This is a genomic window from Roseimaritima multifibrata (assembly GCF_007741495.1).
In the GTDB taxonomy this organism is placed as follows: Bacteria; Planctomycetota; Planctomycetia; order Pirellulales; family Pirellulaceae; genus Roseimaritima; species Roseimaritima multifibrata.
The window spans coordinates 3,652,173-3,664,799 of sequence record NZ_CP036262.1 but is presented as its reverse complement, the minus strand read 5'-3'; the positions used below and the strand labels follow the sequence as shown (position 1 = coordinate 3,664,799).

Sequence of the window (12,627 nt, the reverse complement as noted above, 5' to 3'; positions counted from 1 at the left end):
CGTCCCCTTACACTATGGCGAGTTCGAATGTGCAGGCCAAGCGGCCAAAGTTTTTCGTCGATGCTGGGTCGGCGGGGGTGCCCGCGGGCGGAACTATTTGGCATGATGTAATTCATCCTGGCCTACTCCCAAGGTACTCGCTATCGTGACCAAACTGCGAAGATTCCTAAATACAGACATCCCGGCTTTAGTGCAGATTTGGAACGAACACTTCCAGAGCCTCGGCCTATGGTCTCCGCTGGACCCTTCCACGTTCCACGCCGCGATTTTAAACCGGACCTTTTTCGATCCCCGGCAATTGATCGTCGCTACGGTCGACGACCGACCGGTGGGGTGGACCCATTGGCTGCCCGTCCCCGACAAGCCGGAATTGGCGGTGGTCCCCGTGGTCTGTGTCCTGCCGGATTCCTTGAAGCACTCGGCCACAGAAATTGGTTTGGCTTTGCTAAACCACCTCGAAAAGCAAATTCAAGAGACGGGGTGCTCACGAATCATTGGCGGATCGGGGCCAACCGATGGGAGTGGCTACTGTGGCGTGCCCCCGCTGGGGCCTGGGATCGGAATCGCCGACGCGGATCGGGCGACATCTGGCTGGTTCATGCAACTGGGATATTCTCCGCGGCGTCGTTTGGCGCAGTACGAAGTCCAGTTGGCACGTTTTCGGCCTCCGATCGATCGAACATTAGTCCAGTTACGCCGCAGCACAACCATCACCAAGCAACGCATTATCCGTGCCGATGCACGTCATGCCGCGGCGCTCTCTCATGTGGACCAAGAGCGTTACATAACGACCGATCGCGGAGGTGACGTCGCCGCGTGGGCCGATTTCTATCTGAGCGATCCCGAAGCGATGGTTTTTCCGGTAAGCCATGCAATTCTGGGGGCCTGCAAGAGCGTCGACCCCGAAGACCACGGCGCGGCGGTCAGGTACACGATCGCATCCGGACTTCAGCAGTTGTCGAATTCAGGAGTCACGCAGGTTACCGCAGTAACTTCCGACCAGCATCCCCACCGTACGGTCCTACTGCGCGGGCTAAGATTCGAACTGACAACCGAAGGCACCTTGTTTAGCAAGACGTTCTAATTCCGCTTTTCGATCGCCGCGGCCTCTTTCTTGGCGTCAAATTTAGGGTTCGGAGTCACAGGAATGGGAGCCTTCGTTTCCTGTTGCCAAGCTCTTAGTCGCTTCAGCATCCGTTCTGCCTGATCCGGATTCGACAGCGCCAAGTTGTTGCTCTCGCCGACGTCCTCTTTCAAATCATACAATTCCAAATCGCCGCTTTCGAAGTACTCGTGTAATTTCCAGTCTCCGTAGCGGATGATACTGCAGGGGCGGGAACGGAAGAGCGGATCCCGTTGTTCCCCATAAACTTTGTAGGAATTCAAATAGGCCGGAAAGTGCCAGAAGAGTGCCCGGTCCGGAAAAGCCTTCAAACGATCCGGTTGCCCAGCGGGAGCCTGCAGGAGCGGCATCAAACTGGCGCCGTCTAGCGTCTGCGTCGGAGGAATTTCAATGCCGCCCAATTCACAGAAAGTGGGGTACAGGTCAACACAAGCAACAGGGACCGAACAGCGACTGTTTGCTGCAACTTTGCCTGGCCAGTTTACAAAAAAGGGAACTCGGATCCCTCCTTCATAGTAGGTTCCTTTGTAACCTTTCAGCGGAGCCATATCGGTTGCGGGTCCGTACCCGCCGTTGTCAGAGGTAAAGAAGATCGCGGTCGATTCTTTCAGGTCGCATTTTTCAAGGGTCGCCAATATTTGGCCAACGCCCGTGTCGACCGCTTCAATCATCGTCGCCATTTCAGGGTGATTGTGAAGATCCCCCGGACGCTTTGCACGGTATTTTGCCAACAGCTCACGCTTGGCATCCAAAGGGGTGTGGACTGCAAAATGAGTCAGATAGAGGGCCCACGGATGTTGCTTGTTCGCGGTAATAAACTTGCAAGCCTCTTCATTCAATCGATCGGTGAGGTATTCCTTCGAATCCGCATTTTCCAGCCCAACTGCTCGGGGATGAGGCGGGTAGTATCCGCTGGGAGGACTGCCACGATGGTCCCCCGCGATATTGACATCAAAACCGAACTCCAAGGGCGAATCGCTTAGGTGCCACTTGCCAATGGAAGCCGTTTTGTATCCGGCACTCTGAAGCCGGTTCGCCCAGGTGACAAAGTCCTTTCGCAGAACATCCGTTCCGGGAACGTGGAGCAGTCGTCGATGAGCCGCGGCTCCACGAGCCCCTGTGCCGACGTTATAGATTTCGTGACGCGGGGTGTACTGCCCGGAAAGCAAACAGGCTCGCGATGGCGCACAGTTCGCTGCACCGGCGTAAGCATCCGTAAAGATCATTCCATCTTTGGCCAGCTGATCCAGATGCGGCGTTTCATAGAAGTCCGATCCCATAAAGCCGCAGTCTCGCCAGCCGAAATCGTCCAGATAGATAAACAGGATGTTCGTGCGTTCGGCTCGAGCACAGGGAAACCAGCAACCGGCGACAAACAACAGGACAAGAAACCGGAGCATCGCAAGCCACCTTCAAAAACGAAACGGTGTGATTCACTCAGAAGACCAAATCAGTCGGAATATCGAAAACTCAGTATGCACCACGTCCGCAGGTCGGTGCCACCCGACTAAAGCACCAAGCGACCAGCAGAGCGGCCCCCCCATTGTCGCTTCCCTTGGAATCTAGCGAAGAAAATTCTTAGCGGAACGGCGTGGGCGTCATTCGTCTGCCGTCCCGCTCGGTTTTTCATTCAGGGATGCGAATTCGTTCGCCTGTCGGATCTTGGGGAGGGGGGCCTTCTTAGCGGCACGGCGCAAGCCGTCCGGCCACTGCATTGAATCCCCGAGAATCGGGCCGGACGGCTCGCGCCGTTCCGCTAGGAATGGGGTGGGCGCTGAACTGAAATTGCCTTTCACGCAACCGTTGACGGGTACGTGCCGGTCAACTGCACATAATGCAAATTGGCGGCACGTTCGCCCGAATCGCTACAACCCGTCATTTGAGCGCTGCGGATTGCGAAAAGATCGTTCCCGCAATTTGACCGAGTTCGAATCGTGACGTAGTGCAAGTAGAATCACGGGGACTGCGAATTCCCTCTTGAATGGATGCATTGCATGCCGTTGTTCTGGTTTCTTTTGGTGGTGGTTTCCCTCGGCTGCGGCTCCGTTCCGGGGAACGTTGTCCCTGCACAACAGGCGATGATCGCGTCGTTCGGCGTGCTGCTGGCCTGGGGGCTCCTCGCTAAGGTCGCCGCCTACACGACCACTCGGCAAATGCAGGAAGGCGTCGCCGAGCCTGCTGTGATTGTCCGCGAATTCGAGCGACAAATCACCTTCTTGCGTTGGGGGGGCCTGGTCGCTGCCGTCATGACGTTGATCGGATTTGGGCTGGCCAATTTGATCGAAAACCTGCCGGTCTGCGAACATTCCATGGCAATCCGAGCGATCTTGATGATCACTCCCGCGGTGATGATGGTAAGTATTGTCTGGTGGGCCGATCATCAGTTTGGAGTCGCCAACGGGTGGGTGAAAGAGGGCCCCTCGTCAATGATTCGCGAACTGGTCTCCTACTTTCGCTTGCAGGGGGCATGGTTGGTCGTTCCTGTCTTGGCCTTACTGACCCTTGTCGACCTCGTTGCTTTGATTCCCGGAATCTCCTCGATTAGCGGCGGATTAGGCGTGGCGGTTCTTGCCATCCTCTTTATCCCGCTGGCGATGCCTTGGCTTGCCAAACGGGTCTGGGAAACTGAACCGATCGGCGATCGTTCGGAAGGTTGGTTGTTAGGCGTCTCCAAGGCGTGCGGTTTTCGGAGGCTTGATGTACGCCGCTGGAATACCAACCATCGTTCGGGAAACGCATTGGTCGCAGGTTTTGTCCCTGGTTGCCGAGTCCTAATGATCACCGACCGATTGCTGGATACCCTAAGCGACCGAGACCTTATGATGGTGACGCTTCACGAATTGGCACATCTCAAGCGATGGCATGTCCCTCTGCGAATGTTTGCGGTGGTTCCTGCCTGGGTGGTGGTTTGGATGGTCGATCGCTATTTAGACAGTTATGCTTGGAGCGAAACGTTTGGAGTCGTCACGGCGCTTGCCGGGTCCCTGGGTTTTCTCCATCTGATCAGTTACCGAACCGAATTCGATGCCGATGCCTACGCGTGCCGATTGGCTGTAAAAGCCTCTGCCACGGTTCCCCAAGCTCCACGCGACCTTTCCTCCGCAGCGTTTGCGATGGCTCATGCATTGGAATCGGTCACCGAAGGAGAAGCGAGTGCCCAGCGCGGATCGTGGTTGCACCCTAGTATCGCCAAACGTCAAAAGGCGTTGGCCCGGTTGGCGGGGCGGGATGCCGTGATCGAAAACTGCCATCCCGAACTAAATAAATGCCTCTAAATGCGGACCAGTCAGCACAACCCTCACCGCGTGGTTGCTCGAGTTAATAAGAATGCCTAGATGGAGTGAAGAGAAAGGGAAGATCGATTCGAAGTCGACTATGGCCCCTTCCCTTCCTCCCCTAAAAAGGCCAGTTCGCCATGCAACGTCCTGATGAGATTCTTGCTCGCGTCGATTCCGCCCTCAAAACGCATCCACACCTTCGTCGTGTTCTGGTAAAGAGCCAGCACCAAGAAGATCGAGTCGTGCTAAGCGGTAGTGTTGACACATTTTTCCTCAAACAGATGGCTCAAGAAGCCGTTCGCGACATCCCTGGTGTCGACGAGATCGACAACCAATTGAGCGTTGATTATCTGCCTTAGAGGTAATTGTGGGCCGCTCTCTCGAGCGTGCGTGACGTAAAAAATGGGCGTCTTGGCAAAGTCATCTTGCCAAGAGCAAGGTTTAGCGACGATAACGGGCATAAACATGCCTGTTAGCTCGCTTCATTGCCCCATTCGTCACGGATTCTTGTGACCAAGATCGACCGCTACATCTTAATGCTGTACATGCGCACCCTGCTGATTTGCTTCAGCAGCCTGGGAGGGATCTTTGTCGTCTTCCACGCATTCAGCAATTTGGAGGCTTTAGGCGCCCATGCTGAAGCGTTGGGCGGTTTCATCCCTGCGATGATCGACTACTACGGCCCCTATCTACTGGTCATTTTTGACTCCACCAGCCCCATCCTTGCCTTGATGGCGTTGCTTTTCACGATTGGCTGGCTGAGGCAAAGTGGCGAATTAACTTCGATTCTTGCCGTCGGTGTTCGCCACGGCCGAATCCTCCGCCCCATGCTGATCGCCGCGGCTTTGATCGTGGTCGTCGGGTTGTTCAATCGCGAATTTCTGCTCCCGGAACTTCGTAACAAACTGGGGAACAAGCCAAGCGAAATTGCCGGCATGACCGAGCGTCCTCTGCAACCCTGTTACGACCGCCAAATCGGAGTCTTGGTAGAAGGGAAAAGCCTGATCACCGACCGTCAATTGGTGATTCGCCCCGCGTTTCGGCTGTTCGCTGAATTCCCCGGATTTGGCAATCAATTGACCGGGACCGAAGCGCTCTGGAAACCGGCTTCGGGAAATCATCCGGCCGGTTTTCTGATGCGCGGCGTCACTCGCCCCTCCAAACTAGACCAGTTGCCGACCCGGAGGATCGAGGAGCAGGCGATTCTGATGACCTCGCTAGACAATGATTGGCTGAATCCTGGTGAGTGTTTCGTCGCCACAAGTGTCGATATTCCGCTGTTGGAAGCGGCTGGATCGAGCAAAAAGTACGCTCCGTTGGGGGCCACGATTCGCCGAGTCCGAAACCCAGCCGTCCATACCAGCAGCAAGGTACGTGTCGATCTGCACAGCCGACTGCTCCGCCCTTTGCTCGATTTCAGTTTGGTCCTCCTCGGCCTTCCGCTCGCGGTTTCAAGAGGCGAAAAGAATCTATTTGTTGTCGTTGGACACGCGTTGCTGCTAGTGGCAATGTTTTTCGGCGTGAAAACACTTGCTGGCACGTTGGGGGCCAGCGGATACATGCTCAGTCCGTCGATGGCCGCCTGGGTGCCGATTCTGGTTCTGACGCCCTTGGCCTACTCACGGTACTGCAGCGTACAACAGGTATGACCCCGAATTCAATCTCCGTGATCATCCCCGCGATCAACGAGGCGGAGACGATTGAGCGAGCCGTTCGGTCGGCGATGGAGCAAGATGCAGGCGAAGTGATCGTGGTCGATGGGGGGAGTGACGACGGAACTCAAAGGCTTGCCGGACAGGCAGGGGCGGTGGTCCTCCAGTCCGCCCCCGGCCGCGCAACCCAGCAAAACCTTGGTTTTCACGCCAGTCGCTTTCCCATCCTTCTTTTTCTCCATGCCGATAACTGGCTGGGCGCGGATTCCCTACAGCAAGTCGCCGATGCGCTCGACGCGGCCCCCAAACGTTGGGGCGGCGGTTTTCGCCAACAGATCGATTCCCCGCGGTGGATCTACAGGACGCTGGAATGGGGCGATGCCGCCCGCGTCCGGTATCGTGGGCTTCCCTTCGGCGACCAAGGCATCTTTGTCCGGCGCTCGGTCTTTGAAGCGGAGGGAGGGTTCCCTGAAGTCCCTTTGATGGAGGACCTGATCCTGATGCAACGCCTGAAAAAACAGGCTTGGCCATTACTCCTGCCCGGCCCCGTTCATGTCGGCACAAGACGGTGGGAATCGCGAGGCGTTATCCGGCAAACCCTGCGAAACTTCGCACTCCAGATCGGCTACGCTTGCGGTAAAAGTCCGCAGCAATTGGCCGGGTATTACCCTCGACATGATCAAGCGACTTAGGGCCCCTTTGTGCATCTGTTTTCTTGTACAGGTACACCCCCCTCCACAGGGATATTTTTTGGACTACAATGGCCCGCTGATAAACAAAAAATCGGATAATCTTGAGTGCCGTTGCGTTCGTTTTGATAACGAAATCGAACCTTAGATGCGCAGTAGACACTTGGCTTGCGGTGAAGGTTCTTGCATTAAAGGCAAGCAACGGGTACAATCCTGCCGCTGACAGCTTGCTGTCCCCGATTCCACTACTTCTGGCAAACGGAGATGCCCTATGTCATTGAGATTCGGTCAGTCTTGTCCTACATGCGGTCGCCGCATCAAAATTCGCATGGAGTTCCTCGGACGAACCGTTGCGTGCCCTCATTGTCGTGCTGAATTCAACGCGACAGATAAACAACCTCGCCAAGGAAATAGCGAACAGATGTTGATGCAGCGCGTCGAACGCGCTTTGCGTCAAGCAGAAGACCCAGCGTTCACGGAATAGGAACGCCACGAGTGCGGGCGCTTGATCAGGGATTCAAGGTCCGCAAAGTATTCGGGATACGTTTTAGCGGTACAGGAGGGATTCTCGATCTCCACACCTGGCAGTTTCAATCCTGCCAGTGCTAGGCTCATCGCCATCCGGTGATCATGGTAAGTTGCCAGTCGAGCCCCAGCGAAGTTCTGACGCTGCTGAGCGGTCAGCGGGTGGATAATCAACCCGTCCTCGTTCTCGTGGACCTCCGCCCCTAGTTTGCGAAGCTCGCAAGCAAGGTCAGCGATGCGGTCCGTTTCTTTGAACCGGTTATGTGCGACACCGCGAACCGTTGTCGGCCCTGAAGCGAATAACGCAACGATCGCCAATGTCTGGACGGTATCGCTGATCGCGTTCATGTCGACTTCGATCCCCTGCAGTGCACCCCCGGTGACCGATATCGAATCCCCGTCGTCGCTCACGTTACACCCCATCTGTTCAAGGACTTCGACAAAGCCGACGTCGCCCTGCAAAGCGTCTTTGGAGAGCCCCTGAACTTGAACGGTACCACCCGTTAATGCGGCCGCCGCCCAGAAATAACTAGCGGCGGATGCATCCGGTTCGATTGAATACCGGTCAAAATCGTAATGCGATCCGGCGGGGATCTCGAAGCGGGCAAGATCATCGGAAACGACTGTCGGCACGCCACACGTTTTCAACACTTCGCAGGTCATCGCTACGTACGGTTTGGAAACCAATTCGCCGTCGACAACGATCGTTACCGATTCTTTGGCAAGAGGAGCTGCCAACAGGAGGCCGCTCAGGTATTGACTGCTGACATCGCCACTGACCGAAACCGTGCCACCTTTCCAGCCTTTGGATTGAATATGGACCGGAGGGCAACCGTTGGGCGATTCAGCCGTGACCGTTCCGTCGATCAATTGATTGATCGCTTTCAACAGTTCACCGATCGGGCGTTGATGCATGCGAGGAACGCCGTGCAACACATAGTTCCCTCCCAGCGCTGACAGAAAAGCTGTCAGAAAGCGAACCGTCGTTCCACTGTTTGCAATGTACAGCCGCAAAGGTTCCGCACCGTAATGGGGTGTCAATCCCGAACCATCGATCTGCAACGTCCGCCCGTCGTCGCTTGATTCAACGATGACACCAATCTGCTGCAGGCTATCAAGCATGACCGTGGTATCTTCGCTGCGGAGGGCCCCGGTCAGCAAAGTTTTCTTACCCGCTCCAGCAGCGGCTAACAGAATCCGATTGGTAAGACTTTTTGACCCGGGCGGCCGGATCTCGCCTTCAACGGGCCCATCCGGAAGGACAGTAACGGTCGTCAGGGGCGATTCAGTGGCTTGCGGCCCGGCAGGATTCACGGCAGCGTTCCAAAAATGACGATCAAATAATGGCTATTTGCGAAAAGGTAGGATCGTATCATAGCGACAGCATTATTGGCAGCAGGAGCCCAACGTCCGGAGCCCAGCTAACCGTTAAACCATTGCCCGCGTCTGTTCCAACGTTTCGTACAAAGCTTGCCACAAGATCATCAGGCAATCGGCGTCAATTCCCAGCGTCCTGAACATCGCGTCCGAAGGCTGCGGAACGTTGTGCAACCCAAGGGACGTCCAACCACAGCGACTGCACAGATAGTCTGCCAAGCAAACACAGTGGAGTTGTTCACGGTCCCCACAAAATTCGGAATCGAGCGGCGAATGGTGGTAGCGGACGATTTCACAAACCTTCTCCGGCGCGCCCCAACGTTCCAGCAACCCTGCCCCCAAGGTTGCGTGGTCCCAGCCAAGTAATCGCTGCTCCGTTACGAGAGTATCTTCGTCCGGTTGGATCGATTTCACGACGTACTGAAAGGCATCGGTTTGTGATTTTTCACTTGCCAACAGGCCGACATCAATCAGTGATCCAGCCAAAAAGACGCTGTCAGGATCCGCGCGTTGGCAAGTCCTGGCGATCAGACTGGCGACGGCTCCGACAGCGATCGATCGACGCCACAACTGTTCGCGGGCATAACTTTCAAATCGAAGGTTCGGCAAGAAGAGTGTTCGAAACCCTGCCAACAAAGCTAGTTGGGCAACCGGTTGTGCGCCGAGGACCGCGGTCGCCTGACGAAGATCCTTAAAACGCTCCCCCAAATTAAACAGAGGGCAGTTACACCAGTCCTGCAGTTTTTGGAGAGTGTCGTCCGACTGGGTGATCCAAGCGCGTGGAGAGATCGCCGATCGTCCGGAATAGTCCGTCGTCGTTAGCAGCCGACGGGTTCCTCCGAGAAGCGGAATTTCTGCAAACGCTTGATCGGTTACCCGAGCGGCGATCGAGGAAGTCTGAGGCAGATTAATCATGGTGCAATCCGGCGGGGCATGGTGGGATTGATTTCATCTATCGAGTTGTATGAAAAACCTAGCTTTACTCTTCATGGACGCCCGCACCGTCACCCTCTAGCGAGGTGTTTTTTGCGAGGAAGCTTCTGCCATTCCGGGTTGTATGAAATATTCACACCGCGACGATCCCCCCCATTTTTAAAATCACCTCCCCTTCCACATCTCTGCTGATTCTCTTTGACGACGCGGAAAACACGACCTAGTTTTCGTCAGGTACCGCTCGGTCAAGAAAAAACCAGAGAAGGGACCATGACATTTCTTTCGGCGATCCCGTTCTGATTAAAGCCAATATGACTATGCCATCTCCAAACACGTCTTCGTCTAACGATCCGAAACTGGAGGCACTTATTGCCCGCATCAATGGATTAGGCGAAGGAAGCGATCTAGCATCGATGATGGCGAATGGTGGTGGTCAATCGCCTGCGGTAGCACAAGCACCTCCGCAACGGGCACCTGTCCGGCCAGCCCCTGGTGGCCAGCCCGGGCAACCGCAGCCCCCTGCCAGATCCGCAAAACCCTCCCCTCCCAAAACAGCATCCCCCCCTGCCCCACCATCTCCATTAGACAAACTGCCCGCTGGTTTTACTCCGGCTCGCGATGAACCTTGGCGGCCGATCGAACCGGTATCACTGGAAGCCAACCGAATCAGCGACACGCTGTTAGAACAAATCTGTTTGCGGTACCTGTTGAACAGTGGCGAACTGGAAGGGCGCCGGATCGCGGATCAGGTGAAGCTACCGTTTCGCCTTGTCGAACCGATCCTAACACGTCTGAAGATGGAACAACGTGTCGCCTACCGATCGGCGACCGCGACCGGCGATTACGTTTACGTCCTCACCGATACCGGCCGCGCCGCAGCCCGCAGCGCTGCCGAGGATTGCACCTATTACGGTGCCTGCCCGGTCCGATTGGACGAGTACATCTTTAGTGTAAAGAAGCAAACGATCGAGGGCCAACGTCCGAAAGCGGCCGACCTTAAACGCGCGTTTCACGACCTGTTGATCAATCCTCAGATGCTGGATCGCCTGGGCCCGGCCGTCAACAGCGGACGAGGTATGTTCCTCTTTGGATTTCCTGGAAACGGGAAAACAAGTATCGCCGAACGGGTTACCGCAGCCTTCGGAAAATACATCTGGATTCCTCGAGCCGTCGATATCGATGGCGACATCATGCGGGTCTTTGATCCGATGAACCATGTCCTGGACATGCCGGTGGGAGAAGGCGGACTGCTGGATCAGGGCGGTTATGACAAACGCTGGGTTCGAATCCGAAGGCCAACCCTGGTCGCCGGGGGTGAACTAACCATGGAAATGCTGGAAGTCCAAAGCAGTTCAGAGAGTGGCATTAGCGAATCCCCGCTACAACTGAAAAGCAATTGCGGAACCCTGTTGATCGATGACTTTGGCCGGCAAAAAATGTCTGTCGATCAACTGCTGAATCGCTGGATTGTGCCTCTGGAAAAACGCTATGACTATTTGAACATGTCCAGCGGTAAAAAGATTCAGGTGCCGTTCGATCAGCTGGTCATCTTCAGTACGAACCTGGAACCCAAAGACCTTGTGGACGACGCGTTCCTGCGTCGTATCCCTTACAAGATCGAAGTTACCAATCCATCCGAAGCGGATTTTCGAAAACTGTTCGAAATCATGTGTAAGGTCCTGAAAATTCCTTACCAAGCCGATCCGATCGATTACTTGATCAAGAAGCACTACCTGCCAGTGGAACGTCCGTTCCGCAACTGTCAGCCGCGTGACTTGTTGCTGCAAGTGCGAAATTTCTGTCTCTATCACGACCTGGAAGTAGAGCTGAAAAGAGAGTACTTCGACTTTGCAGTCGACAACTACTTCTCGGTGATGTAACGCCGACGCTTCGTCAGCATCGATTTGCCCAAAATCCCCAGAATCAATAACGGGATGATGGCATAACAGAGAATCGGTTTTAAGGTCGTGACCATCGTCACGCCTTTCGCATCCGCCACCAAAATCGACGCGTACGCGACGTATAGGAGGGCCAAGGTGATTCCTTCGGTCCGCGTGACCTGCATCTGTGTTTGACACATCGGCCAGCACAGCAGAGCAACAAGGGTCATGAAAGCGAGATCAAACCAGATCACATCTTGACTGACGGGGATCCCTGTCGGGGCCAAAATGGCAGCGGTCGAAAGGACAAGCAACAGGTTGAACAGGTTGCTGCCGACGACGTTCCCCACCGCCATGTCACGCTCACCCTTAATTGCCGCAGCGAGCGACGTGGCCAATTCAGGAAGAGACGTCCCGATCGCGACGATGGTCAAACCGATCACCACATCACTGACGCCAATGGCACGGGCGATGTTGGTCGCCGAATCGACCAACAATTGAGCCCCAACCACCAAAAGCCCCAAACCGATCAGAACCAACAGTGCGTTTAACACAAATTTGCTGAAGGGGACTTTGTCGAAATCCGCCGTCTCCCCTAGCTCAGCAGCGGCTGCCTTTGCCACCCGCTTATCTCTGGCCGTCGAATGCAGCAGCCAAGCGTTGTAGATAAAGAAGGCTGCTAGCATGGCAGCTCCTTCCAGTCGACTGATGGTGCCATTCATTGCTGCCACCCAAGCGGCAAAGGATGCGACCACCATGATTGGCACGTCGACTCGCAACAATCGCCTGGAAACCGAAAGTGGCACAATCGCCGCGGAAAGCCCTAGAATCAGCAGCAAGTTGACAATATTGCTGCCGACGACATTCCCAAATGCAATTTCGGCCTCCCCTTCTAGACTGGAAACGGCAGAGACAGCCAATTCCGGGGCACTGGTCCCAAAGGCCAATACGGTTAAACCGATTACCAGTGGCGAAATCTTTGCCAATTCTGCCAATGCAACGGCACCGCGAACCAATAGTTCTGCGCCGAGCATCAAAACGATCAGCCCAATCAGCAACCACAGATAGTTCATCAAGCACTTCAATTGCGGAAGGAGTACAAAGTTATCGGCACTCACTGTAAGATCCTGGTCGGTTTTACAACAGACGGTAGGGCGGATAATCCGGATA

Annotated in this window: 10 protein-coding genes; 6 read left to right on the top strand and 4 right to left on the bottom strand. The window is 55.3% G+C overall.

The window, feature by feature from the left end; translation table 11 throughout:
* Positions 1-145: 145 nt before the first annotated feature.
* Positions 146-1,084 carry a GNAT family N-acetyltransferase gene (locus FF011L_RS13280; RefSeq protein WP_145352116.1) on the top strand — a complete coding sequence of 313 codons (939 nt, stop codon included), beginning with the start codon at positions 146-148 and terminating at the stop codon, positions 1,082-1,084.
* Here FF011L_RS13280 and FF011L_RS13275 read toward each other — a convergent pair.
* Positions 1,081-2,523 carry a sulfatase gene (locus FF011L_RS13275; RefSeq protein ID WP_145352115.1) on the bottom strand — a complete coding sequence of 481 codons (1,443 nt, stop codon included), beginning with the start codon at positions 2,521-2,523 and terminating at the stop codon, positions 1,081-1,083. The genes FF011L_RS13280 and FF011L_RS13275 overlap by 4 nt on opposite strands.
* 594 nt (positions 2,524-3,117) lie before the next feature.
* On the opposite strand from FF011L_RS13275, the gene FF011L_RS13270 reads away from it, so the two are divergent.
* The 4 genes from FF011L_RS13270 (at position 3,118) to FF011L_RS13255 (ending at position 6,745) form a co-directional block, all read left to right on the top strand.
* Positions 3,118-4,398 (top strand): M48 family metalloprotease, encoded by a 1,281-nt coding sequence (locus FF011L_RS13270; protein ID WP_218932601.1) that lies wholly within the window; start codon positions 3,118-3,120, stop codon positions 4,396-4,398.
* A gap of 140 nt (positions 4,399-4,538) precedes the next feature.
* Positions 4,539-4,760 carry a BON domain-containing protein gene (locus FF011L_RS13265; protein WP_145352113.1) on the top strand — a complete coding sequence of 74 codons (222 nt, stop codon included), beginning with the start codon at positions 4,539-4,541 and terminating at the stop codon, positions 4,758-4,760.
* 150 nt (positions 4,761-4,910) lie between these two features.
* A complete protein-coding gene (locus tag FF011L_RS13260; protein ID WP_145352112.1) occupies positions 4,911-6,050 on the top strand; it encodes an LptF/LptG family permease in 1,140 nt (379 codons plus the stop codon).
* Positions 6,047-6,745 (top strand): TIGR04283 family arsenosugar biosynthesis glycosyltransferase, encoded by a 699-nt coding sequence (locus FF011L_RS13255; RefSeq protein WP_145352111.1) that lies wholly within the window; start codon positions 6,047-6,049, stop codon positions 6,743-6,745. Before FF011L_RS13260 ends, FF011L_RS13255 begins: the two co-directional genes overlap by 4 nt.
* Before the next feature lie 450 nt (positions 6,746-7,195).
* Here the strand turns inward: FF011L_RS13255 and aroA are convergent, their stop codons facing one another.
* Entirely contained in the window at positions 7,196-8,581 is a 1,386-nt protein-coding gene (gene aroA / locus FF011L_RS13245; protein ID WP_145352110.1) for a 3-phosphoshikimate 1-carboxyvinyltransferase, read from the bottom strand.
* A 114-nt stretch (positions 8,582-8,695) separates the two neighbouring features.
* A complete protein-coding gene (locus FF011L_RS13240) occupies positions 8,696-9,559 on the bottom strand; it encodes an HDOD domain-containing protein (protein WP_145352109.1) in 864 nt (287 codons plus the stop codon).
* A 335-nt stretch (positions 9,560-9,894) separates the two neighbouring features.
* On the opposite strand from FF011L_RS13240, the gene FF011L_RS13235 reads away from it, so the two are divergent.
* Positions 9,895-11,457, top strand: coding sequence for an ATP-binding protein (locus FF011L_RS13235; protein ID WP_246109394.1), 1,563 nt, complete (start codon positions 9,895-9,897; stop codon positions 11,455-11,457).
* Here FF011L_RS13235 and FF011L_RS13230 read toward each other — a convergent pair.
* Complete coding sequence (locus tag FF011L_RS13230) at positions 11,439-12,575, bottom strand: calcium/sodium antiporter (RefSeq protein WP_246109393.1); 1,137 nt, start codon at positions 12,573-12,575, stop codon at positions 11,439-11,441. The two genes, FF011L_RS13235 and FF011L_RS13230, sit on opposite strands and share 19 nt — an antisense overlap.
* Positions 12,576-12,627: the final 52 nt, after the last annotated feature.